We start from the raw sequence: 23,526 nt of genomic DNA, 5'->3' as shown, positions 1-23,526 counted from the left end.
GACCCGGGAAGCGGCGAGGCATCGCTTTACGCGCACCGCGCTTCCGACCGGATTCCCTGTTCTTTCAGTTGGGTTCAGTCTAGCAGCCTGAGCCCCGCGGTAAAGCCGCGCGCGCCCGGGCCCGGCGCCATCCCCGAGGTTGACGAACAGGGGGGCGGCGACTAGGTTTCGCCCGCGCGACCAAGGCGCATGCCGCTCTCGATTCCCGGCCGAAAACGGCGAAAATCGGAGCTTTGCTCGGCGCTTTGGGGGATCGTCTAACGGTAGGACAGCGGACTCTGACTCCGCCAGTCTAGGTTCGAATCCTAGTCCCCCAGCCAATTTTCCTTAACATGCTGATAACTAACGGCTTCTCGGGCTCCACCGCCGCTGCAACACGCATGTGTAACACCTGCGTGCGGCACACGGCTCGCAGAGAGGCCAGACCGTGCCGTCCAATCACATTCACCTCTATCGTAGAGGTCCGATTTACTACTGGCGTGCGAGGCTTGCGGGTCCGCTTCGGGAGGCCCTCGGCCGGAGCCACCTCGCGTGGTCGCTGCGGACAGCCGAGCCGCGTCAGGCGCGTCAGCGCGCCCGTCGCTTCTCGGTAGCCCTCGACACAACGGGAAAGCTCCTGATGAACGCCCCAGCCAGCTTCCGACCATCTCGCCTTCAGTTGCGCCTCGTGCTCGAACGCATATTTTTCCGTATCATTGACGAGGGCGACCGCCTGCGGGACACAGACCCGGATGGCTTCAACCGATACGCGCCGCCGCCGGGAGGACCCCACACACCTGTCGCCGCCAATCCCGCGCCACATCCCAGTCAATGGACGGACGAGGATTGGGAGGAGTTTATCGAGGAGTCGGCGCGGGCGGCAACGATGCCGGACATCCTCACCGCCGAGTGGCAAAGCTATGCCTATTGGAATCTATCGGAGCCCGCAAAAGCTATTGCGGACAACGCTCTGACTGACGCTGGACTTACTCTCTCGAAGAAATCGGACGAATATACTGCCTTTCTCCGGGATACCACGCGCGTCATCGCTGCGGCATACGCCATTGAGGAGCAGCGATGGAACGGAGATTTCTCACAGAGCGAACTCCTGCCGGGTTTCATCGCGCGCAAATATCGTGACGGAGAGCACGAGCCTGCTGGACGAGCGATTGGAGCAATCAGAAAGCGCGAAGCCGACTTTCTGTCCCGCTCGCTGGAAGATGCCGCGCGAGAATTCATGGCTCTGCGTCGCCAAGGCGGAACGTGCGCGAAAACAGCACGCGATGACCAGACTGCCATCCGCTACTTCCTAGACTTGGTCGGAAACATGGCAATGGGAGAAATCGAGCGACACCACGTGGAAAAATTCCGCCAGGAAATGTCTCGTGTGCCCGTGACTATCGGAAAAGGCATATACAGGAATCTCACGCCTTCGCAGGCGATAAAAGCGGCCGACCGGCTGGAAGAAGAAATCCAACGGGCGCCACGTGATGCGCACACAATCGAGTGGGAAAATAAGAGAATATTGCGAGCTGACGCGCAGAAGAAAACAGACCGCATGCGAATGAAAACGACCAACAAACATCTATCCTTTTTTACTGGCCTGTGGCGGTCTTCGGTCGTTCCTGAATCCTTGCGGGCACATAATCCATTTTCGGGCACCCTCTTCCGCAAGAAACTAATCTCGAACGAGACCGCGCGCCGTGGAACGCGCCGGGCGTTCACGCAAGATGAACTTTATGAGCTATTTCATTCTCCGGCTTGGCAGGGTTACCAGAGCGAAGCCGTGCGCACAGCACCCGGAAAAGCCCTTGTGAAGGACTGGCACTACTGGTGTCCGCTTTTGGCGCTCTACGCTGGCTTGCGTCGAGAAGAACTGGCGGCACTGTCAGCAAGCGATTTTGAAGAAATCGACGATATCTGGGTCGTGAATATCAGACCGAAAAATGGCACACGTGTAAAATCCATGGCGGCCATTCGTCAGGTGCCGATTCACTCGAAACTACTTCAGTTGGGATTTCGGCAGTATGTCCATGCCGCTGGACCAAGGGCTCAAATATTTCAAGGTTTGCGGAGGACCGGCACATATCTGGAGTATGGGGAGCAGTTGGGAAAGTGGTTTCGATATTATCGAAAGCAATTGGGCATCTACTATCCGGGCACCAGCTTTCACAGCTTCCGGCACAATTTCATTCAAGCATTGCGAAACAAGGGAATTGGCACCGACTCAATTGCGCTTCTGGTCGGACATGAAGACCTAGGCGTTACGGCGGCCGTCTATGGTGCCAATGTTTCGATGAGGCAGAAGAAAGAAACAGTCGAACAACTGAACTTCAAGCTTCCGCTCTAGAGAAGAATCACTAGGTGTGCGTCCTTTCGTCGTCAGCACGCTTTCTAGAACGCGCACGGGCGTCTGGCGTGTCCTTGGACCCGAACAAGAACAGGCGGAGTCGTTCCCACGGCTCCGGGTGAACGCCGTGGGGAAGCGGGCAGGACATGAAGAAGGAACGATATTTTTCTTCGCCGCTCACGATAAGACCAACAAAGTGAAAGATGACCTTTGCCGAATGCGCGGCGGCGGCACGAAGGACGCTCTTATCCTTCCGCAGCGTCTCCGCTTCTCGTGAAGCAGTCTCGGCCGCAAGAGTTTTCCTCTCCACCTCTTCTCGCAAGCTTCGATTCTCCACTTCGAGAATGTCCACCCGTTCGCGAGCGCGTGAGTTGAGCGCGACCTCAACTCGCAGCATTTCGAGGTCCGCCAGTTCGTTTTCAACCTTATTCATAAGCTTGGCCCTCCGTTGTGCCTCTTGTTGTTCCGAGAGATACGCGCCTCGCGAGAGGCGACGCCGCCTCGGGCCGTGTCTCAAGTGGCCGTGGAAGATGCCCACCGCCTCATGGAAATCGTTCTGTAATGCGCGCATCGCCTCGCAATATGACCGGTTCGCTTCCTTGTTGCTTTTGCCGGCGCGTTTCGCGAGTTCGCGCGCGCCAATTCCCGGATGAACAGCCTCTAGATTGAGCGACATTGCGTCCGTCAACTCCGGAACAACAAAAAAATGTAGGTGAGGAAATTCCTCGTCGGTGTGCCGTATTACCGACGCAAGCCCGTCACCAAAGCGGCTCCGCAACCATCCCGTTGTGCGCTTCTCCCACGCCGCGAGGTCAACGCGCGTCGTTTCATCGAGTTCTGTCACGCGAATAGGGTAGCTGGTAACACCCGCAATCATCACCGGCGCATCTTTGCGTAACCTGCGGCCCATTGCGTCGCGCGCATCGTTGGCCCTCCTCAACGCCGCACTTTCAACTATCGAGAGTGGCACCCCATAGAGTCTCGTGGGCATCTGCGGTTTCTCTATATGGGGGCACGCATCATCGACCCGGTTTGCTTCCGCAAGCACGTCGGACAGCGCCCATCGCTTCGTCGTTGCCTTTTTGGGCACAGACCGGGCAACCGTGTCGACATGAAGAAATTGTAGCGCCATACCATCCCCTTTCGATGTTGACCTAGGGGTGGAATTTCAAATGACAACTGGCGCTGTAGGTTTATTTGGTGGTGATTAGCAAGTGAGAATACCTAGTGACCGACTATATTTGTTCTGCGCTCCGAAGTAGCGCTCACAAATGTCGGGTCTGCGACGCAATGACGGAAACGGACGGACGCTTCGCCTTAAAGGAAGCGTCCGTCAGTTCGTCACGACACGACGAAGAAACGACCATCGTCCTCACGTATGCGCCCTTTCCTCTGAAGCGATTTTATTGCTTCGTTGCGAGTGGCGGAGCGCCCCGTACCAACGCCAACCATTTCTCCCAAGGCGTGCCACTCCTTGCGGGTGACTCCCTCTGGATTGTCGTCGAGTAGCGAGAGCATTGACTCCTCACTGGGAGTGAGATGGTCGGGACTACGCAAACGACGTGGCGACTTAACTTCGTCCACAACTTCGATGAAGCGCACCGCGAGACTATCGAGCGGTTTTCCGGACTCATCCATTCCGCATTCAACCGGGTCGAGCGATAAGCGGAATGCTTCTTCCGGTCCGTCTTTTTGCTTCTTCACGACGGCGATGATTTCGCCGTCAACCTGCCCCTTCTTGATGTTGACGATGGTTTGAAGGCTTGCCCACAACGCTGAACTTCCCCTCATAACCTCGCCGTCGTCCTTCCGGCTGTGGTGGACAAGGAGGACAGATGTGTCCAGCTCCCGCCTGATAGTGTCCGCACCTTCGACCGCAGTTTTCATGTCGTCTGTTGCGCTTTCGTTGCCGCTCATACAGCGCGCCAGCGTATCCAGGACGATTAGAGACAACGGAACATCGACTTGTTCCGCAAGCGCACGAGCCCTATCCATAAAAGTCTGGACCTGTATCTGGTCGGAAAGGTCCAGCGGCACATACTCGAAGATGATTGCGGAGGGCGGATTGGCGACGCCGTTGGCGACCTCCCACGCAGTCGTGCGGAGAGGAAAACCGCCTTCCCCTTCCGCGACAACATAAAGAACAAGGCCCGCCTGAACTTCGCGCTCCCAGACCGGTCGGCCAGTAGCAATGGCCATCGCCCAGTCCAAGGCGATAAAGCTCTTTCCGAAGCCTGACGGGCCATACAGGGAAGACAGGGTTTTTTCAACCAAAAGCCCCTCGATTAAGTGTTCCGGGAGGGGCTGATTCCTCAAGTCTTCGAGCGTCAGAAAACTTGTCCCAGCACAAGCTACCTGAAGGCGCTGGTTCACATCTTCTGGGATGATTCTTGGGGGTGTCGCGGCGGTGCCATTGCTCTCTGTGTCACCAGAGTCCATTCCCGTCAGCGAGTTCAAGATATCCATGTAGTCGTCGTCTAGCGTGTCGGTCATTCTCTACTCCTGTCTGAAATCAACGGGAAGTGCCCGCTGAAACAGGATTTGATTTCGTCCGGTCGGATTGGGTGAGAATGAAGGGCGCTTTTTCCAAAACTGGTTAGGAAAAGGTTTCCACACACAGCACATCTATCCGAGTGGTCGGTTGTCACGACAGCCGCGACATTGCTGGCGGATAGCATCACAGGAAGGCGTTGAAGATGTATCAACGCTAGGCACCAAGGAACTCGGAGGGGCTTTGGAGGTAGACGGACGGACGCTCCCCCTAAGGGGAAGCGTCCGTCCGTCTACCTCGGAATCTATTTGTTTGAACGTCAGAAAGTTTCACATTGAGGACGACAACGAGCGCTGATTGTCAGACCAGCACCCGTTCCTGATTCAACGCCAAAAGCGCCACCAGCGCATCGTCATCCGAAATATCGACAGGCCAACCATAGGCAGACGCGACGGCGGCATCTAGGTCCCGGTGTGCGTTGTCGAGCCATGTTGGTCGTTCGTTATAGAGATTTGTCAGTGTGCGATTCCTGAGAACTTTTTCCGCATTGTCGTTTTTCGGCAATACGCGCTCTGGATAGCCGGGCACAACTTCCGATACGACATCAACGAGGTCTGGAGGGTTGAGCCAATTACGACGCAACTCATCGAGAGTTTTTGCCGCCGCAGCAATTGCAAGCGCGCGGGGATTCTTGGCAAAGGACGATGAGGGCAAATTTGGAGTCAGTTCATCGGGAAAAGGAAAGGTTTCAAATGTTGTGCTCGGTGTATATCTGGGGCGGTCTTCGAGGCTACTCCCGAGACGAAGCGCCCATATCTCATGAAAACGGCTATGAAGGATGCCGAATGTCGTATCGTCATCGCGCGCCACAACAATTGCCGCCGAGTCCGGAACAACCTTACTGTGGCACCATGAAAACAGTCGGAACTTGGAAACGCGTGCGGTCGCGATGTAGCGAGTTACCCCCGACAAGGCTTGCCACATTCCCGGACGTGGCTCAACGTGCCGCCACCAGTTCAGGCGGTAAAGGTCGCGCCGGTTCTTCTCTCGCTCGGGCTTTACAGCCGCTAAAGCATATCCGAATGGTGCCTCATAGAGCGCCGCAGACGCCTCGTCCATCGACCAGCCAAAATCGATTATCCACTTGTCCGCTGGCCTACGTGTGAGGTCCATCCCATTAATCCATGGCTTCAGCACATCGGAATTGGGCCGACCGTTCGGATTCACCGGCAATACGAGCCACTGACGGGCTTGCTCTCCGGATACGTCAAACGCGCCGCCCTTAGTATCGCCCATAAACGCCACACCTGCGTTCTCCGGCAGTTTGACAGCCGCTGTTAGGTCCGCAGCCGAGGCTGTCAAATCCGCGTTCACACGCAACACGGGTTTTCCATTGAGATGAACCGGCAACCCGCCAGCGGATTTCGCGAAAGCGACAAGCGACACTCTGACGGATGCGCCATCGACGACCCAAGGCTCGTCCGCCGACGCATCGAATATGATGCCTTCCCGCGCAATAGAATCTAAAATACGTCTGTTGGCACCACCACGAATGGAGTTGGTGGCCACTAGGCCCGCGCGTGACAAACGTCCCGCGAACAATTGTTCAAACGCTTTGGTAAACCAGTAGCAAACCAAATCAGCTTCGGCGGGAACTCGTCCTTCATAGGCTCTAAACAACTGTTCGACATAGCTGTCGCCGAGCAATGAACGGAGAAGCTTTCCGCCTAGGAACGGAGGGTTTCCGACGACAACGTCGGCAGTAGGCCAATCAACCTCGGAGCCATCCGGATTTAGAATTGCGTCTCGATTCTGAATCGTGTCGAGGTTCGTCAGAATTGGATTTGTGCGAACGCCAAAACCATTGCGTTTCATCCACTGAATTTCGCCAATCCAAACGCTGACGCGCGCAAGCTCGGCAGCGTAAGGATTTATTTCGATTCCAAGGACGCATTCAGGGCCAATCTCTGGAAACTGACGGTCGAGCCCAAGCGCTTCGCCTTCCACGCTCACACGATGCTCAATATCCTTGAGGGCGAGCAGGGACAAATAAAGGAAATTTCCCGAACCACAAGCAGGGTCAAGGACGCGGAAAGCGCGAAGCCGCTCCAGAAAAGTGCGGAATTTCGATTCCGCAGTTGCCTTCAAGTTATTCCGTTGCCGGGTGAAGACAGCAGCCTTAGCGCCCGCGCGCGTCGTAGCTGCTTTTCGCGCTGCCTCGTCGGCCTTGATAAGTATCTCCTCAATTTCGGGGCGCACAGCGGCCCACTCGGCGAGAAGGGGGCGCACAACAACAGGCTCGATGATGTGGAGAATTTTATCCCGGTCGGTGTAGTGCGCGCCGAGTTGGCTGCGTTTATCAGGGTCAAGGCCACGCTCAAACAATGTGCCCAAAATTGACGGGTCGATTTCTGTCCAAACCAGTTCTGAAGCCGCGAGCACCTGCTTCAAATCTTCCTTGTCGAGCGGCAGCGCATCGTCGTCGTCAAAGAGCCCACCGTTAAACCACTGAACGGACTCGAACCCGACAAGTCCACCGGACTTCATCGCGTCGAATAGCTTCCGTGCCATCGACTCAAATCGGCCGGGGTCGGGAATTGATGCCTCCACCATCCGCTGGAACATTTTATTCGGCAGCAGGTCCGCATCCTCCGCGAACATACAAAAGACAAGCCGGTTGACGAAGTGCGCCACGCGGTGTGGGTCATAGCCTCGTTCCCGCAACCTGCGGGCAAGAACAGCGAACTTCTGGGCGGCGTCTTCAGTCAACGCCTGGCGGGTTTGTCCGGGCTTGAGTTTTTCTGGGTCGGACAAAACCCATTTGAGAACTTGACGTTTTGCCGGGTCAAGCAGGTCGTCAAGCGTCAGCTCGTAGGTCTTGGAAACTGTGTTCGTCCACGCCGTCGTGACGCGGAAACGTGACATATCGGAGACCACGAGGAGAGGAGGATTGCCGAGCGCACCAGAGTATTGCTGGAGTTGCGCAAAGGCAGCATCAAGGTCTTTTCCCTTGCCCTTGTATTCCCAAGCGAAGAAGCCTTGCTTCCATACGTCGGCCCAGCCGCTTGCGCCCGTCGCCTTGCTGGCCCCCTTCTCAAAGGCATAGGTCGCGCCGGAAGGGTCCATCTCGGAGGGGGAAGGCTCTCCTAACACCTTACAAAGGTCTAGAAACTGGCTCTGGGACGCCGCGCGCTCTGTGAGCGTGCTGGCCTTCCATTTCGCAACAAATTCTTCCGGTGTCATTCCCCGCCCCAGTGCCTTGCCGCCGTTAAAGTCGCGACCACAATTGGACGGACACCAAAGTTCTGGTGCCCGTCCATCTTGGCGGTCAGACGCTAGTCATCATCGCTATTTTTTACTTTCCGCGGGTCGAAACCTTCTTTGATTTGGCGCGTTGGCGGCCCGACCGGCTTTTCCAGCGTCGCCGGTTTGGTCTCCTGCTCTGTAGGCTTCTTGTCGTCGTCTGTCATCTCCTGCTCCATGGTTGCCTCACGCTCAACATTGTCGATTCCGAAAAATTCCTTGTCGTTGAACTTGCCCAACAACAGAAGGAGGGCACAGAGAAAAACAAATGGCATTGAATAAAATAAATAAACTTGCCCTTTATGTTTGAGATATGACTTCTCAATATTTCTATTGTAATTGACTGTTGCGCATTTTGTGTAGTTATCCTTTGCGTATTCTTCAAAGTCTTTCTTTGCCAGATATGTCGAGCGCACCTATGAACCAAACGCAGGTGCCATCCGGATAAGCTCTTTCCAATCAATGGATTAGGCGTTTCATCGGGGTCTTTCCGTCCCGGCTCCCAGCAAATCAATATCTTGTAGAGGCATCCGGGGTTAGTCTTGACGGCATGACGAGGCGGTTCGACCCCATAAGCATCCGTTCGCTGACGGACCTGCAGCGGCACATGCGCACCGAGGAGGAGGCGCAGCGGCTCTTCGAGTGGCTGCGCTGGCCGGAGGGCCGCCTATGCCCCTTCTGCGGCTCCGGCGAGCACTGGGCGCTGACGGCGAGACGCGCCGGCCTCTACGAGTGCCGCGGCTGCGGCAGGCAGTTCAGCGCCACAGCCGGAACACCGCTCCATGGAACTAAGCTGCCAATCGCAACATGGATTCAGGCGGCCTTTCTCATCGTCTCGTCGAGCAAGGGCATGAGTTCGCCGGCGCTGGCGCGGCACCTCGGCATCACGCAGCGCAGCGCCTGGAAAATCGGTCATGCCATCCGGCTCCTGATGAACCCGGCCGCTGGCGATGCGAAGCTCTCCGGAATTGTCGAGGCCGACGATATTGCCGACGGCGGCAAGGCGTCTCGCAGAAACCGGGCAAAATACGGCGAGAAAACCGCCAAATTCATCTACAACGCTCCCGGCCGCGGCAGCGGCAAGACGCGGATTCTGGTTGCCGTCGAGCGCGGCGGGCGCGTGCGAACGGCAGAAATGGCGGATGGCAGCGCTTCGACCGTCGGACCTCTGGTGCGCGAGATGGTGGCGCCGGAAGCTCGCCTGATGACCGACGGCGACAGGGCACTGATTGCCGCCGGCAAGGACCAGGCGGCGCACGCCTCCGTCAGTCACAGCCAGAAGGAATATGTGCGCGGCGACGCCCATGTGAACACGGCCGAGGCATTCAACCTCTTTCTCCGCCGCGCCAAGATGGGCGTGTGGCATGTCTGGAGCAACGAGCATCTGCGGCGCTACCTCACCGAGCTCCAGTTCCACTGGGACCATCGCCCAATTCCCAAGGGCAGCGGCAAACGACGGGAGCTTGTTGCCGTCCCTTCCATCGTCCTTATGCGGATTTTGCTCTCGCGCGGCCATGGCCGCGAGCTGCGCCGGACGAAGTCCGGAAGCGTCACCGAACCCTCCAGCCCGCCCGGAAAACCGGCCCCAAAGACCCACTAGATGTAGCGCCCGCTCATCTCATCAGAGCCGCATCACCTGCGTTTGGTTCATAGGTGCCATGTCGAGTTCTCACCTTTGCCGCTTTTCTCGTAAAACCTTACCAATTCATCGTGATAATCTTTTAAAGACTTCGGTTCATCTAGGTATTCGTAATATACACTGTGTATTACGTGCGCAAAATAGTATGAACTAAAAACGATAAGCAATACACTTAGGACAAAAGAACAAAGAAAAAGAACCTCAATAAGTCCAACCGATTCAAGTTCTGATATAAAATTGTCGGCTATATAGAAAAGACCGCCATAAAGAGCTGCAATTACAGTAATAGGTAGATTTGTTCCGTTTACTATTTTATCTTTTCTTTCAAATTCGTGGTAATAAGCTCTTTCAAAAAATTCCAGCATTTGTCGAACCTCTTTGCCGACAGTGTTTAGTGGCAGCAATCCTAAAGGTCCTCGCAACATCGGTAAATCTAGGATGCGTCACCAATGTGTGCTACTTGGATACCCGTCGCCCGGTAAGTTGCTGTTATCTCTAAGGAAAAAGAGAGTCGCGGGGGTCCTAGTCCCCCAGCCAGCGCAACCGGCCTTACACACCAAACGCACCCGGCGGATTCCGCCCGCTTCAGTCTGGCACGACCGCTCTTTCGGGAATGGCCGGCCTAGCGTGTCAGCACCGCCTTGACCAAAGGGCCATAGGGCGAGCCGCCGAGCATTGCCAGTTGTTGCTGCGCCGATACTTCGTTGATGGGTTCCTGCGGGCGCGCGACCGGGTGTACCGGGCGCCGCAAGGGGCGTTCGCCGACCGGCATCGCGATGATTTCGGCGATCGCGCGCGGAACATCCATCGGGTCCGTGTCGCCGCCGCCGCTCGCGACGCCCATGGACGCGGTCATCTGGGGATAGGCGGCGAGCAATTCCTCCGGCGTGCGGGCCTTGAGCGCGGCCGCGAGGGCAACCGAGTTTTCCCAGATCTTCGTCGGGTAGCCGCCGGGCTGGACGATCGTCACTTCGATACCCTGCGTGACCGTCTCATAGGCGAGCTGCTCGCTGAGCGCCTCGAGCGCGAACTTGGTCGGCGAATATTGTGCGAGGCCCGGAACGATGAGGCGGCCAAGCTGGGAGGTGACATTGAAGACCTGTCCGGCGCCGGCGGCGCGCATGGCCGGGAGGACCGCACGGATCATCCGCTGCGGGCCGAACACATTGGTGTCGAAGATCAACCGCGTGGCTTCGATGTCCTGGACTTCGATCGGCCCGGAAAGGGCGATGCCGGCATTGTTGACCAGCACGTCGATCGCGCCGCCCGCCGCCGCGAGCGCTTCGGCAACGCCTGCCTCGACCTGCGCGTCCGAGGTCACGTCGATTTCGATCACCGTGATGTCGAGATCGTCGCTCGCGGCGAGCGCCATCAATTCATCGGCCTCGGGGCGCGGCAGGTTGCGCATCGTTGCAAACACTTTTGCGCCCAGCCGCGCGTAATGCTCGGCGCCGAGACGGCCAAAACCCGACGAACACCCGGTGATGAGGATCGACTTGCCGGTGAGATCCGGTGCGGCTGAATTTTCATCAGCGCGCACATGAACGCCGCCGGCCGCAAAAGCGGTCGCCGCGATTCCGGCGCCCATCATCAGGTGACGGCGGCTGATTTCCAGTTTTTTCGGCATGAGAGGCTCCAATATTTCTGTGTCGTAAAGACACGAGACCGGCCGGTCACGCATCGCATATGCAGGACTGTAGCAGATCGGTCGTCGAACACGACCAGGATCGGCACCTCGCCAGCCGGCTTGCGATGCGAAACAAATGCAGACGATACTTGTGTTCTTCTATCGCCCTGCTCCACAAACCGGACAGCCATCAGCGGAGATGCTCCATGCCCGAGACACGGAAAATCGGCCCCTTCGACGTTTCGGCCATCGGGCTCGGCTGCATGAGCCTTTCGCATGCCTATGGCCCGCCGCCGCCCGAAGCGCAGGCCGAGCGCGTGCTGACGGGCGCGGTGGAGGCCGGCTACACGTTTTTCGATACGGCCGCGGTTTACGGGCTCGGCCATAATGAGCGGCTGGTCGGGCGCGTGCTCAAGCCGTATCGCGACCGGATCGTGCTCGCATCCAAATGCGGCATGACGCGCGGCGAGGAGCGCGATCTCAACGGCTCGCCCGAACGTCTGAAACAAACATGCGACGAAAGCCTGGCGCGGCTCGGCGTCGAGGTCATCGACCTTTACTATCTGCATCGCTGGGACAAGCGTGTGCCGATCGAGGAGAGCGTCGGGGCGCTGGCCGATCTCGTGGCGGTCGGAAAAATCCGCAGCATCGGGTTGTCGGAAGTTGGCGCCACAACGCTGCGCAAGGCACATGCGGTGCATCCGATCGCCGCGCTACAGACCGAATACTCGCCGTGGACGCGCAATCCGGAAATCGCGGTGCTCGACGCCTGCCGCGAACTTGGCGTGACGTTCGTCGCCTTCAGCCCGGTGGCGCGCGGCTTTCTGGCCGGCGGTGCGAGCGAGCCCGAGAAATTCGGCAAGGGCGATTTCCGCAAGGCGATGCCGCGATTCAATGGCGAGGCGCTGGCCGCCAATCTGAAACTACTCGACGCCTTCAGCGCCATCGCGCACGACGCCGGTTGCACGCGGGCGCAACTCTGCCTCGCCTGGCTGCTGCAGAAGGATCCCAACGTCGTGCCGATCCCCGGCACGTCGAACCCCGATCACATGACCGAGAATGCCGGCGCGCTGCATGTTCGCCTCTCGACGGAGACGATGGCGCAGATCGAGGCGACGGTGAACGAACGCACCGTCGCCGGGGCGCGCTATCCCGAGGCCATGCAGGCGACGGTCGACACCGAAGACTGGGCCGCCTGACCCTTTACTGCAACTCCAGCCCCGGCAGGCCGCCCTTGGCGCGCCAGTCTTCCAGTATCTGGATGAAGGCGATGGAGCCGCCGCCATAGAAGCCGTTGCGGATGGCGAGGTCGGAGGGCTTGCCTTCGTTGTTGTAGTAGCCGGGCGTGCATTCCTCGAGGAAGCGGCGATTGAAGACCGACGCCTTGATGACGGCGTCCACCCATTCCTTTTCGGCTTCTTCCGCGACTTCGACAACGCGCGCCTGACGGTCGATGCATTCCTTGACGATGTAGGCGAGATGCTTCGACTGCTCGTTGAGCATGTGCGGGAAATTGGCGGTGAAGCCCGACTGCGAATTCGAGACGATGAAACAATTGGGGAAGCCGCGCGTGTGCATGCCGTGCAGCGTCGAGATTCCGTCCTGCCACTTCTGCGTGAGGGAGAGGCCGTCGCGGCCGTAGATCTCGAAGCCGGCGCGGCGCGTGTAGCTGGTGCCGACTTCGAAGCCCGTCGCGTAGATCAGGCAGTCGACTTCGAACTCCCGGCCGTTGGCGACGATCGAGTGCTCGCCGATGCGTTCGACGCCGCGGCCCTGCGTGTCGATCAGATGCACATTCGGACGGTTGAACGTGTCGAGATATTCGTCATGGAAACACGGGCGCTTGCAGAACTGATTGTACCAGGGCTTCAACGCTTCGGCCTTGGCGGGGTCGGCGACGACGGTTTCGACGCGCTTGCGGATCGATTCCATTTTCTGGAAGTCGGCGAGCTGAACCATCTCGGCCATTTCGACCGGCGAGCGGTCGCCGGTGTTCTTGCGCGCCATCATCAGCAAGTTGCCGATGATGTCGGTCCAGCCGTCATTGACGAGGTCTTCCTCCTGATAGCCGCCGGAGACCAGCGTATTGAAATTGTCCATGCGGTGCTGCTGCCAGCCCGCCGGCAGGCTCTTCGCCCATTCGGGATCGGTCGGCCGGTTGTTGCGCACGTCGATGGATGAAGGCGTGCGCTGGAAGACGTAGAGCTCCTTCGCCCATGCGCCGAGATGCGGCACGCACTGCACCGCCGTCGCGCCGGTGCCGATGATGCCGACGCGTTTGTCCTTCAGGCCGTCGAGACCGCTATTGCAGTCGCCGCCGGTATATTCATAGTCCCAGCGGCTCGTATGGAAGGAATGTCCCTTGAAGCTTTCGATGCCGGGGATGCCGGGCAGCTTTGGCCGGTGGAGCGGGCCGCTCGCCGTCACCACGAAACGCGCGCGGATGGCGTCGCCCCGATTGGTGTGGACGATCCAGCGCGCGGCCTCTTCATCCCATCGCATTTCCTGCACTTCGGTCTGGAAGAGCGCATCGTCATAAAGCTTGAAGTGACGGCCGATGGCGCGGCTGTGTTCGAGGATTTCAGCCGCCTTCGAATATTTTTCGACCGGGATGTAGCCGATCTCTTCGAGCAGCGGCAGATATATGTAGGATTCGATATCGCAGGCCGCGCCCGGATAGCGATTCCAGTACCAGGTGCCGCCGAAGTCACCGCCCTTCTCGATCATGCGGATGCTTTCGACGCCCGCCTCGCGCAACCGTGCGCCGGCGAGCAGACCGCCGAAGCCGCCGCCGACGATCACGACATCGACTTCATCGGTCAGCGGATCGCGCGCGAAGCCCGGCTCGACATAGGGGTCTTCGAGGTAGTGCGCGAACTTGCCCTTGATCTCGACATATTGTTCGTTGGCGTCGGCGCGCAGACGCTTGTCGCGCTCGGCGCGATATTTTTTCTTGAGGGCCGCGGGATCGAATCCCAGTTCGGCGTTGTCTGCTGTGTCAGCCATTCGGCCTGCTCCATCCCATGCGTGTCGCGATTTCTTTGGTCAAATGATAAAATTAATTTACTACGTGTCAAAGGGTTCGGGATTCACGCGGGTTTCGCGACGTCAGATAGCGATCGGGCCCCGCCTTTCGGCGGAGCCCGACCCGTTTCGCGACGACGCAGCCGTCTAGCCGTAGCGGTAGGGTGCGCCGGCCTTGCGCATCGTGTCGGCGTAGTTTTTCAGGATCTGCACGATCTTGGCGTTGCGCGGGCTCTTCTGGGCGATCTCATCCCAGAATTTCAGCGCCTCGTCCTCGACCGTCTTCCATTCCGCTTCGGGAATAGTTGTCAGTTCTAGCTTGCCGCCGGTCGTGCGGTAATGCGCCTCGCCCCACCAGTACCAGTGCTGACGATAATAATGGGAGCTGTCCATGGAGAGCTTGAAGAGCGTCTTCAGATGCTCGGGCAGCGCGTTCCACTTGTCGGTGTTGGCGATATAGGAGCCCGCCCAGGCACCGGAGATGTTGTTGGTGAGATAGTACTTCGTGATGTCGGCCCAGCCCACCGTGTAGGTCTCGGTCGCGCCGCACCAGGCGACACCGTCGAGCTCGCCGGTCTGGATCGCCACTTCGATGTCTTCCCATGGCAGCGTCACCGGCACGACGCCGAAGCGCTGCAGGAAGGTGCCGCCCGTCGGGAAGGTGAAGACGCGAAGGCCCTTCAGATCTTCGAGCGAACGGATCGGCTTGTTGGTGACGAAGTTGCACGGATCCCATGCACCGGCGCTGAGCCAGGTGACGCCCGGCACTTCGGCATAGGCTTCTTCCCAGAGCTCGCGCAGACCGTACCATTCCCACAGCACCGGCACGTCGAGGCCGTAGCGCGAGGCGAAGGGGAAGTAGGCGCCGAAGACCGAAACGTCCACGGGCGAGGCCATGCTGTCGTCATCGCTCTGCGCGGCGTCGATGGTGCCGCGCTGTACGGCGCGGAAAAGTTCGCCCTGCGGCACCAACTGGTCGGCATAGAAGAGTTCGATTTCCATCTCGCCGTTGGCGGCCTTGTTGAACTCGTCGATCGACGGTTTGATGACGTGTTCGGCAAGCGAGGCGCCGGCATAGGTTTGCATGCGCCATTTGATCGGGCTCTGCGCCTTCACGTAAGGCGCGGCCAGTGTTGTTGCGCCGACAGCGGCAACCGATGCCACGCCGGCCTTTTTCAGAAAGTCGCGTTTGTTCAGTTTGCGGTCGTTCATCTCGATTGGTCCCTATCCACTGGAATGTTCCGGGTTGCGCCCCATGGACACCGGGCGCCAATCCGCTCGAATGAAGAAGTCCGTCCGCGGTCTTAACTTCGATCCCCTTTTTTCAGGCTCCGGATGACCGCTCAAATCCGGCGCCGATCGTCCCACTCATCTTCCTGCGTACAAATCAGGCAGCCAAAGGGCCAGCTGAGGAAATGTCATCACGATACCGATTGTGATCAGCATAATGAATACAAACGGTACGATTGACCGGTAGATGTCGACAAGCGTTATCTCCGGGGGCGCCATCGCCCTCATCAAAAAAAGATTATAGCCAAAAGGCGGGGTGATGTAGGCCACCTGGCAAGTCATCACGTAAAGCACGCCGAACCAGATCGGATTGAACCCGAGACTGATGACCAGCGGCACATAGAGCGGCGCGACGATGACCAGCATCGCGGTGTCGTCGAGGAACATGCCGAGAATGATGAAGGAAACCATCATCATAATGAGGATTTCCCACGGGGTGAGATCCCATGTCTCGAGAAACAACGCCGAGATGGCGCGCTTGGCGCCGAGCCCGTCATAGACGGCGCCGAAACACAGGGCCGCGAGAATGATCCACATGAACATGCAGGTGATGCTGAGCGTCTTGCGCATCGTTTCGTCGAGCACATGCCCGGTGAGACGGCGCTTGACGAGCGCGGTGAGGGTCGCCGCCGCCGCGCCGACCGCCGCGCTTTCGACGAGACTCGTCACACCCATCAGGAAGAGACCCATCATCGCGAAAAATATCGCCAGCGGCGCGATGCCGGCGCGCAACAGCAGAAGCTTTTCCTTCAGACCGACATCGAGGTCCTCGGGCGGCAAGGTGGGCGCGAGCGCCGGGTTGCGGCGGCAGCGGATGTAGATGTAGAGCGCGAAGAACGTCGCCATGATCAGTCCGGGCACGACGCCGGCGAGCCAGAGTTGCAACACCGGCTGGCGCGCGATCATCGCATAGAGCACGAGGACGACGCTGGGCGGGATCAGGATGCCGAGCGAACTGCCGGCCTGGATGACGCCGGTCACCATGACCTTGTCGTAGCCACGACGCAGCAATTCCGGCAAGGCGATGCTGGCGCCGATTGCCATGCCGGCGACGCTGAGGCCGTTCATCGCCGAGATCACGACCATCAAACCGATGGTCCCGATGGCGAGGCCGCCGCTGAGCGGACCCATCCAGACATGAAATGCCTTGTAGAGGTCGTTGGCGATGCCGGATTCCGACAGCATGTAGCCCATGAAGATAAAAAGCGGCAGCGTGAGCAGCGGGTACCAGTTGAGGACGATGAAGCTGGCGTTGAACGGCATTTCGGAGGCGCCGTCGCCCCAGAGCAGAAGTGCAGCAGCAGCGGCAACGAATCCGATCGCACCGAAGACACGCTGGCCGGTCAGCAGCAACAGCATCAGCGACGAGAACATCAGCAGCGTGATCAACTCGTAGCTCATTCGAGTTCCTCACCGCGAACGCGCGCAAGGTCCCGGAAGAAGATCGCGACGGCCTGCAGCAGCATCAGAAAGATGCCGAATGTCATGATGATCTTGATGGGCGCCAAAGGCGGGCCCCATGCGGTGTAGTTTTTCTGGTCGTAGGTGAGCGCATAATCGGTGCTCGATATGCCTCCCATCAGCAGAACCACCAGGTAGAAGATCAGGAAGAAGGCCGTGATGGTGTCGGTGAAGGCCTTCTTGCGCGGCGACAACCGGCCATAGAGGAGGTCCATCCGGACATGACCGTCGATCTGCATGGCATAGGCGCCGCCCAGCAGATAGTAGGCGGCCAGCAGGAACTGGCCCATCTCCATCACCCAGACGATGGGCACGTTGTAAAAGGTCCGTGAAAAGGAGGAATAGAGCAGGATGCCGATCATTACGAAGATCAGGTACATCGCCAGGCGCCCGACCACCCGGTTTACCGCTTCGACATACCTGACATAGGCTTTTACCGCTCCAGGCAATGCGATACCCCAAACCGACGCGACGCCCCATCCGGCACGGCCTTGCGGCATAGCCATGTCACAGGCTGCACGGGTTAGCGCAAAGAGGCAAGATTTTCAGGAGACGCGCGGCGACGAAGCAGCGGCCGTCTTTTCAGACCCGGCCCCGTCGTTGCCCCTCGGAAGGCATATATCTTTTGTTATAGGTCAATTCTTGACGGACAGCCGGTCCGCAAGTGATCATTCGACGATTCCGGGGTGGAATCCCAAGGTGACGGCTCAGGGGTGGGACGGCACTCTATTTCAGGGCTTGCATGAAAATTCTGATCGCCGACGACCACGTGCTGTTCCGCGACGGCCTCCGGCTGATCGTCGAGGATACGTTTCCCGGCAGCGGGATATTCGAGGCCACAAACTTCGGCGAAGCGTTGGCACTGATTGACGGTCAATCGGACATCGATCTCGCGCTTGTGGATTTCGGCATGCCGGGCATCGACGGTTTCAACGGTATTTCGACGCTGCGCGCGCGGCTGCCGAGTACGCCGCTGGTGGTTATTTCCGGCCGCGAGGACCGGGAGACAATCCTCGATACGCTGAGGGCGGGCGCTTCGGGATATGTGCCGAAAGGGACGTCGCGGGCGCGCATCGCCCAGATCCTCGAATCGGTGTTCAACGGCGGCATTCATTTTCCGCAGGAAGTCATCGAGGCGATCAACACGATGGGGCGCGCCGAACATACGCGCGAAAGCGTGGTTGCCGCCCTGACGCCGCGCCAGCTCGATGTGCTGGTTCTTGTGGGCAAGGGATATTCCAACAAGGAAATCGCGCTGGCGCTCAAACTGATGGAGGGCACGGTGAAGGTTCATCTCGGCGCGATTTTCCGCGCGCTGGGCGTTCAGAACCGGACGCGCGCGGCGATGATCTGCGTCAAACTCGGTTTTGTCGACAATGCGGGCGCCACCTGAGGGGCGTCAACGAGCCGGCAAGGCCTTGGCAAAGGTCAGACCGCCGATTGCGCCGGCAACCATCTGGGCGAGGAAGCCGAGCGTCGAGCGCGCACCGGCGATGGCTGTGATCTCGAAAACCGAATTCATCACCAGCAGCGTCACGCCAAGCGAGACTGCGCCCGCGACCGTGTAGATCAGGGTACGCTGGATGCCGGCCAGCCGGTAGACCAACGCAGCGGCGGCCATTGCGACGACGAATCCCGAACCGACGATTGCGCCGAAAAGCGGTGCCATGCCGACGATGTCGTGCAGCGTCGTCGACATCCTCTCGCCGAAAGATATATCGACACCGAGGCCGGACAAGCGCGCCAGAACGAACTGCGTATGCGCGACCGCGCCTAGCACCGTGGCGACGACGACCGCCAGAACAAAGGCCAGCACCACCCTCAAGACCCACATTTTCGTCCCCATGATTTCTTTCTGCCCCGATCTCACGCTAGGATTGCACAGAATGAAAGCACAGGGGACGGGAATCGGGCAAATGAGCAAACGAAAACTGATCGGCCTTGCGCTGACGATCTCTCTTTCCGCGGCGTCCCTCGGGGCGGCCCTCGCGCAGGATGAAGCTCCGGAAAACGCTGACTACCGCATCGTGCCGGTGGCCGAGAGCCTCGATCATCCATGGAGCATGACATTTCTGCCCGATGGATCGATGCTCATTGTCGAATTGAGCGGGCAAATCAGATCGATCAAGGACGGCGTGCTGTCGTCCGATCCCGTGGCCGGCGTGCCGCCCGTGTTCTTTCGCAGCCAGGGCGGCCTCTTCGAGGCCATCCTTCATCCCGAATTCGCAACCAACAGTCTTCTTTATCTCTCTTATGCACATGGCACAGCGGACGCCAATGCGCTGCGCGTCGCGCGGGCGCGGTTCGACGGCGCGTCGCTGCACGATCTTGAGGTGATTTTCGAAGTCGAACCGCTGAAGGATACGCCCGTCCATTATGGCGGCAGGCTGCTCTTCCTGCCCGACGGCACGTTGCTGGTGACGACCGGCGACGGTTTCGACTATCGCGAGCACGCCCAGACGCTCGACAACCATCTCGGCAAGATCTTGCGCATCAACGACGACGGCAGCGTTCCGGCGGACAATCCGTTCGTCGGCCGTGAGGGCGCGCTGCCGCAGATATGGAGCTACGGGCACCGCAACGTGCAGGGCATTCTTCGGGACGATGTGTCCGGCCGCGTCTATGCGCACGAACATGGCGCGCAAGGCGGCGATGAAATCAACATCGTCGAACCTGGCAAAAATTACGGCTGGCCGGTCATCACGCACGGCATCGATTATTCCGGTGCGCGCGTTTCACCCTTTGTCGAATATGAGGGGATGGAGCAGCCGCTGCTGCACTGGACGCCGTCGATCGCACCGGCGGGCTTCACGATATATCGCGGCGACAAGTTTCCGCAGTGGCAGGGCGATCTTTTTGCCGGTGCGCTGGCAGGGCAGCATGTCCGCCGGGTTCATCTCGTCGATGGCGAAGTCGCCGGGCAGGAAGAATTGTTCGGCGAACTCGGCCAGCGCATTCGCGAGGTGCGGACCGGCCCCGACGGCTATCTCTATCTCTTGACGGACAAGGAAAACGGCAGCCTGTTGCGTGTGGAACCGGCCGAATAGCAGCCGCTACATTCCAAGGCGGCGGAGCGCATGGGTGGTCAGGTAGCGATCGTAGGCCGACTGGTCGTTGACCATCATCGTGTGACCGCCCCTGATCTGACGCACCTGTTCGAGACGCGTGATGCGGTTGGTCTGGATGTTGTGCGCGTGAACATGCGTCCATGACCAGTATGGATGCTTTCCGTCCATCACAACGGCGTCGCCCTGCCTGTATTGCGAGAATGCACCGTCGAACGATCTGAAGACTTCGCCCTTGCGGTCGTAAGACACCATGACAAACGGCAGCAGCGTTCGCGCGTCGAACCAGACCTGCTTCTTGCCGACCGGCGCCCGAGGGAACATGACCGGTTCGGCCTCGACAACCAGCGCCTCCGGCACAAGCTGGACCTTCGTATCCCAGAAGCTGTCGCCGTGCGGCCCGCCATGGGTCGTGTGCTCCCAATTCGGGTGGCCGGCCTCCCAACCACCCGAGAGCGCCACCAGCGCCGGTCCCTGATGCACAAGACGGTAGTTGCCCCATGTCAGCAGCGGATCGCCAGCCGCCCAGGCATCCGAGAGATAAAGCGTGGAACCCGCAATCAACGGTTCGAAGCGCTGGTTGGTGGGGAAACGCCGGATGCGCTTGAAAGCCGGCAGATAGCCGTAGAGCTCGGGAAACTCATTCTGGTCGTAGGGCCAGATGTTCAGGAACGAAGTGCCCTTCTCTTCGTTTGGAAATGTGAAGGCCACCGACTGGAAGCGCAGCTTGTCCTTGAACTCGGGCCAATACGGCATCGGCTCGACGGCGACCCGGCCAACCGGCGCAAGCTCGGCCCAGACGCTCTCATAGCGATAGTCGACCACGCCGTTCGGCGCGAGGTCAAACTCCTTGGTCGCGTAAACTGATATGTCGTGACGGCCCCAACTCAGTGTCAGGCCGGCGAAAATCTCGATGGCGCTTTTTGGGTTCGGAAACGGATTTCCGCCGATCCACGGCTCGCCCTCCTCCGTCACCACGTTGCCGCGCACGTCGAAGCGCGCCCTGCCGCTGTTGCGCAGGGTCGCTTCCAGATACTCCCAGGGGCTCAGCTCCATCAACTCCGTCGTCGGCGCAACGACGTCGAGGATACGCCCCATCTCCTTGATCTGGCGGTAGCGGATCGGGTCGAGCAGTTCCTTGACCAGATCGACGTTGCCGGCGTCTATCCGGCCGCCGGTCGAGATGGCGCCCTTCGTGTAGGCGTCGATGGACAAGAGTTCATCGGGATAGGCGCGCGAGGCGTCACCGGTCGCGGCCAGAACCGGCCAGAGCGGCGCTGTCACGCCGAGGCTGACGACGCCCGCCGCCAGCCGCTCGATAAACAGGCGGCGGGAATAGTCATGCGTGTAGCGCCGCAAATGCATCCGCTTCTCCACCGTGCGTATTCACACGGAAACGGCATCCGCCCGGATCGCCGGTACGCTTTTGGGGGGACACAGCGCCTCATCCTGAAAAGGCCTGCTATCCTGCGCCGACGCCCCGGGCGGAGCCTTCGATTGACCGGCCTTAGAACTGGTAGGTAATGCGGAATGCCAGTTCGTCGGCCCAGTCGATCGTGCTGATAATGTCGTCGTTGCCGCCGTCGCTCAGGGCGATGTTGGCAAAGACTTCCGCCGTCCACGCCTCGTTCGGCTTCCACTTGAGGCCCGGCTGGATCAGCGCACCGCCCTTGACGTCATAGAGGACCGAGAAGTCGGCCCGCCAGATCAGGTTCGGGAAGGGTTGCTGAAGCGCAAAGGCAACGGCATTGAAGGAGCTGTTGCCGGTCGGCAGGCCTGTTGTCCTGTCGCCCGTCGCGCCCATGCCGCTCAAGTGACGGCCGAACAGATCGCTCTCCGACTTGTGCAGATATTGGAGCACCATGAAGGTTGCCGGAAATTCCTGCGTGAAGCGGTGGTACTTCTCGAAGACCAGCGAGGCGACATATTCGTCTTCCTCGATCAGCGACCGGCTCAGATCGGGGCTGGTGAACTTCTTGTCCGGCGTGTAGGTCAACTCGCTGCGGATCACCAGCTGATCGAAGAACGAATCCGGACCGGCCTTCACGATATAGTTGGCGCCGAGACCGAAGATGCTTTCACGCGGGTAGATGCGCGCGATGTGTCCGCGCAGCGGCCCGAGGCCCTGGAAGAACATATCGAGTTCCGCCGCGACCAATGGCTGGGTCGGCAGTTCGACTGCACCGAGAAAACCGGTCGTTGGCTGGAACTCGCGGACCGCCGTGTTGAAGCCGGTGAGGCCATTGAGCCGTGCCATGCCGGCGTAGGTGAACCACTCGGCAGCGGAGTAGACGCCCGTATTGCTCATGGAGAAGGGTGTGCCACCGAGGATCGGATCGTTCGATGCCGTCCAGTGGAACACGCCGTCCGGATTGCGGCGGTTGACCGCAATCGCCTGAATGGCGACGTCGCCGAATTGCGCCTGCACGCGTGTACCGACATTCATCGCACCCCGCGCGTCCTTGAACCCCTCTTCCTGATGGATCGTGAACTGCGAGGGGATCACGTTGTACGGCGTGTCCGGGTTTGCGAGAATCGATGGATTGAACAATTGCGTGAACGCCTCGATTTCGAGATCGTTCGAAACGCGGTACGAGCCGCGCACGCCCGGCGACGAGACGCGCTCGTCGGCAAACTCCTCGGCAACCAGATCGAGCAGCAGGTGACGGCGCAGATCGAGGCCGTTCGGTACATCGAGAACACGGAAGAACAGCGACTCACCCCAAGCGATCTGCTGATTGCCGAAACGGATCCAGAGCGGACCATCGGAATAGTCGGCATAGAGCGCCGGCATATCTATCATGTAGTTCTTGCCGTTGACCTCGAACAGCGTTCCGCGGTCGCCGCCCCAGAACGGCGTGGCAAAGAACTCGGGATCGCCGTAGTTGTCGAAAATGTCCGGCTGAAAGTAGCCGCGCATACGCGCAAATCCGGTCCAGTTCTGATTGAAGTTCGCCTGAAAGTCGACTTCCAGACGCGTCGCCATCAGATTGAAGTCGTTGTCCGCGCGTGCGATGGGGCGGTTCGTTACCGTCACGGCGCCGCCAAGCAAGGTCGAATCTTGGACTGTCGGACGAAAATTGTAGATGTTGCCCCGCTGATTGAACGGATTTTCCTTGTCCGTCAGCTTGATCGCCGGCTCCTGCCGGATGAAGCCCTGAATATTGAAATCGACCGCGCTTGCTTCCTGGGCGAACGAGATCGCCCCGAGTGCGAGTGCCGTGCCAGCCAGAAGCCGCCCGGCGACCGAGATAGGTTTACGTGACATCTTCTCCCCTCCCTTGGATAATCCGAACC

18 protein-coding genes, 1 tRNA gene and 1 pseudogene are annotated in these 23,526 nt (G+C 59.3%); 7 read left to right on the top strand and 13 right to left on the bottom strand.

The genetic code is table 11. From position 1 onward, the window contains the following. Positions 1 to 246 precede the first annotated feature (246 nt). The 3 genes and pseudogenes from KF719_RS16550 to KF719_RS16545 all read left to right on the top strand — a co-directional run bounded on the left by KF719_RS16550 (position 247) and on the right by KF719_RS16545 (position 2,329). Positions 247 to 320: transfer RNA gene (locus KF719_RS16550), tRNA-Gln, on the top strand. Between the two features lie 107 nt (positions 321 to 427). After that, positions 428 to 592 (top strand): annotated as a pseudogene (locus KF719_RS18160) (DUF6538 domain-containing protein); the annotation flags it as partial. Positions 593 to 619: 27 nt separating this feature from the next. Next, positions 620 to 2,329, top strand: coding sequence for a site-specific integrase (locus KF719_RS16545; RefSeq protein WP_293510242.1), 1,710 nt, complete (start codon positions 620 to 622; stop codon positions 2,327 to 2,329). A gap of 10 nt (positions 2,330 to 2,339) precedes the next feature. Here KF719_RS16545 and KF719_RS16540 read toward each other — a convergent pair whose 3' ends face one another. From KF719_RS16540 to KF719_RS16525, 4 genes are all read right to left on the bottom strand, one after another. Next, positions 2,340 to 3,461, bottom strand: a complete 1,122-nt coding sequence (locus KF719_RS16540; RefSeq protein ID WP_293510240.1) for a plasmid recombination protein — start codon at positions 3,459 to 3,461, stop codon at positions 2,340 to 2,342. 209 nt (positions 3,462 to 3,670) lie between these two features. Further along, positions 3,671 to 4,822 (bottom strand): AAA family ATPase, encoded by a 1,152-nt coding sequence (locus KF719_RS16535; RefSeq protein ID WP_293510238.1) that lies wholly within the window; start codon positions 4,820 to 4,822, stop codon positions 3,671 to 3,673. A 358-nt stretch (positions 4,823 to 5,180) separates the two neighbouring features. Beyond that, positions 5,181 to 8,063 (bottom strand): class I SAM-dependent DNA methyltransferase, encoded by a 2,883-nt coding sequence (locus KF719_RS16530; RefSeq protein ID WP_293510236.1) that lies wholly within the window; start codon positions 8,061 to 8,063, stop codon positions 5,181 to 5,183. Positions 8,064 to 8,155: 92 nt separating this feature from the next. Continuing rightward, positions 8,156 to 8,539 carry a hypothetical protein gene (locus tag KF719_RS16525; protein WP_293510234.1) on the bottom strand — a complete coding sequence of 128 codons (384 nt, stop codon included), beginning with the start codon at positions 8,537 to 8,539 and terminating at the stop codon, positions 8,156 to 8,158. Positions 8,540 to 8,673: 134 nt separating this feature from the next. On the opposite strand from KF719_RS16525, the gene KF719_RS16520 reads away from it, so the two are divergent. Further along, the gene (locus KF719_RS16520; protein ID WP_293510232.1) at positions 8,674 to 9,723 is read left to right on the top strand and encodes an IS1595 family transposase; all 1,050 of its coding nucleotides are present in this window, start codon (positions 8,674 to 8,676) and stop codon (positions 9,721 to 9,723) included. 47 nt (positions 9,724 to 9,770) lie between these two features. Here KF719_RS16520 and KF719_RS16515 read toward each other — a convergent pair whose 3' ends face one another. Then, entirely contained in the window at positions 9,771 to 10,127 is a 357-nt protein-coding gene (locus tag KF719_RS16515; protein ID WP_293510230.1) for a hypothetical protein, read from the bottom strand. Between the two features lie 257 nt (positions 10,128 to 10,384). Beyond that, positions 10,385 to 11,389: an SDR family NAD(P)-dependent oxidoreductase gene (locus KF719_RS16510; protein WP_293510228.1), complete on the bottom strand. Its 1,005-nt coding sequence runs from the start codon at positions 11,387 to 11,389 to the stop codon at positions 10,385 to 10,387. 206 nt (positions 11,390 to 11,595) lie between these two features. Here KF719_RS16510 and KF719_RS16505 point away from each other — a divergent pair, with 206 nt between their 5' ends. Then, positions 11,596 to 12,588, top strand: coding sequence for an aldo/keto reductase (locus KF719_RS16505; RefSeq protein WP_293510226.1), 993 nt, complete (start codon positions 11,596 to 11,598; stop codon positions 12,586 to 12,588). A 4-nt stretch (positions 12,589 to 12,592) separates the two neighbouring features. On the opposite strand, the gene KF719_RS16500 is transcribed toward KF719_RS16505, so the two are convergent. The 4 genes from KF719_RS16500 to KF719_RS16485 form a co-directional block, all read right to left on the bottom strand. Then, complete coding sequence (locus tag KF719_RS16500) at positions 12,593 to 14,395, bottom strand: NAD(P)/FAD-dependent oxidoreductase (protein WP_293510224.1); 1,803 nt, start codon at positions 14,393 to 14,395, stop codon at positions 12,593 to 12,595. Positions 14,396 to 14,560: 165 nt separating this feature from the next. Continuing rightward, entirely contained in the window at positions 14,561 to 15,625 is a 1,065-nt protein-coding gene (locus tag KF719_RS16495; protein WP_293510222.1) for a TRAP transporter substrate-binding protein, read from the bottom strand. Between the two features lie 156 nt (positions 15,626 to 15,781). Beyond that, positions 15,782 to 17,104, bottom strand: coding sequence for a TRAP transporter large permease subunit (locus KF719_RS16490; RefSeq protein ID WP_293510220.1), 1,323 nt, complete (start codon positions 17,102 to 17,104; stop codon positions 15,782 to 15,784). Next, complete coding sequence (locus KF719_RS16485) at positions 17,101 to 17,613, bottom strand: TRAP transporter small permease subunit (RefSeq protein ID WP_293510218.1); 513 nt, start codon at positions 17,611 to 17,613, stop codon at positions 17,101 to 17,103. Before KF719_RS16485 ends, KF719_RS16490 begins: the two co-directional genes overlap by 4 nt. A 293-nt stretch (positions 17,614 to 17,906) precedes the next feature. Here KF719_RS16485 and KF719_RS16480 point away from each other — a divergent pair, with 293 nt between their 5' ends. Continuing rightward, the gene (locus tag KF719_RS16480; RefSeq protein ID WP_293510216.1) at positions 17,907 to 18,557 is read left to right on the top strand and encodes a response regulator transcription factor; all 651 of its coding nucleotides are present in this window, start codon (positions 17,907 to 17,909) and stop codon (positions 18,555 to 18,557) included. A gap of 6 nt (positions 18,558 to 18,563) precedes the next feature. Here KF719_RS16480 and KF719_RS16475 read toward each other — a convergent pair whose 3' ends face one another. Beyond that, positions 18,564 to 19,010 carry a hypothetical protein gene (locus tag KF719_RS16475; RefSeq protein WP_293510214.1) on the bottom strand — a complete coding sequence of 149 codons (447 nt, stop codon included), beginning with the start codon at positions 19,008 to 19,010 and terminating at the stop codon, positions 18,564 to 18,566. A 70-nt stretch (positions 19,011 to 19,080) separates the two neighbouring features. Here KF719_RS16475 and KF719_RS16470 point away from each other — a divergent pair, with 70 nt between their 5' ends. Beyond that, positions 19,081 to 20,211 carry a PQQ-dependent sugar dehydrogenase gene (locus tag KF719_RS16470; protein WP_293510212.1) on the top strand — a complete coding sequence of 377 codons (1,131 nt, stop codon included), beginning with the start codon at positions 19,081 to 19,083 and terminating at the stop codon, positions 20,209 to 20,211. A 6-nt stretch (positions 20,212 to 20,217) separates the two neighbouring features. Here the strand turns inward: KF719_RS16470 and KF719_RS16465 are convergent, their stop codons facing one another. Both KF719_RS16465 and KF719_RS16460 read right to left on the bottom strand, forming a co-directional pair. Further along, positions 20,218 to 21,594, bottom strand: coding sequence for a DUF1329 domain-containing protein (locus KF719_RS16465; protein ID WP_293510210.1), 1,377 nt, complete (start codon positions 21,592 to 21,594; stop codon positions 20,218 to 20,220). Positions 21,595 to 21,736: 142 nt separating this feature from the next. After that, positions 21,737 to 23,497 carry a DUF1302 family protein gene (locus tag KF719_RS16460; RefSeq protein WP_293510208.1) on the bottom strand — a complete coding sequence of 587 codons (1,761 nt, stop codon included), beginning with the start codon at positions 23,495 to 23,497 and terminating at the stop codon, positions 21,737 to 21,739. Between the last annotated feature and the right edge of the window lie 29 nt (positions 23,498 to 23,526).

Origin of the sequence: Parvibaculum sp. (genome assembly GCF_019635935.1) — a bacterium.
Classification (GTDB): Bacteria; Pseudomonadota; Alphaproteobacteria; order Parvibaculales; family Parvibaculaceae; genus Parvibaculum.
Note: the sequence above shows the minus strand (reverse complement) of the source record. Positions and strands in the feature narration are given on the sequence as shown.